Raw genomic sequence first — 420 nt, forward strand, 5'->3', positions numbered from 1 at the left:
CTTACACGACCGGACGACCGGGCCGCACCCGCGTGATCCAGGCCGACCACTGCATCTGCACGATCCCGCCGATGGTGCTCCGCGACATCCCGTCGAACTTCTCTGCCGACACCCAGGCCGCCCTCACCGTGCCCGTCGGCGTCAACACCGGCAAGATCGGCCTGCAGTACAAGCGCCGGTTCTGGGAAGAGGACCTGAACATCTTCGGCGGCATCACACAGACCAACCTCGACGTTTCCAACATCTGGTACCCGTCCTACGGATACCTCGGCCAGAAGGGCGTCCTGGTCGGCTACTACTCGGGCGCCTACACCGACCTGTCCGTCGCCGAACGAGAAGAGCGCGCCGTCGCGCAGGGCGTGAAGATCCACGGCGACGCGTACCGCGACGAGCTGGAGACATCCTTCTCGGTGGCGTGGC

At 65.7% G+C, this 420-nt stretch carries 1 protein-coding gene; it reads left to right on the forward strand.

What is annotated here, in order from left to right; translation table 11 throughout:
• Positions 1–71: 71 nt before the first annotated feature.
• A partial coding sequence (locus tag ELR45_RS39885; RefSeq protein ID WP_240760287.1) for a flavin monoamine oxidase family protein occupies positions 72–420 on the forward strand: 349 nt, incomplete at its 3' end.

The sequence above is a fragment of the Phytoactinopolyspora endophytica genome (assembly GCF_004138495.1).
GTDB classification, from domain to species: domain Bacteria; phylum Actinomycetota; class Actinomycetes; order Jiangellales; family Jiangellaceae; genus Phytoactinopolyspora; species Phytoactinopolyspora endophytica.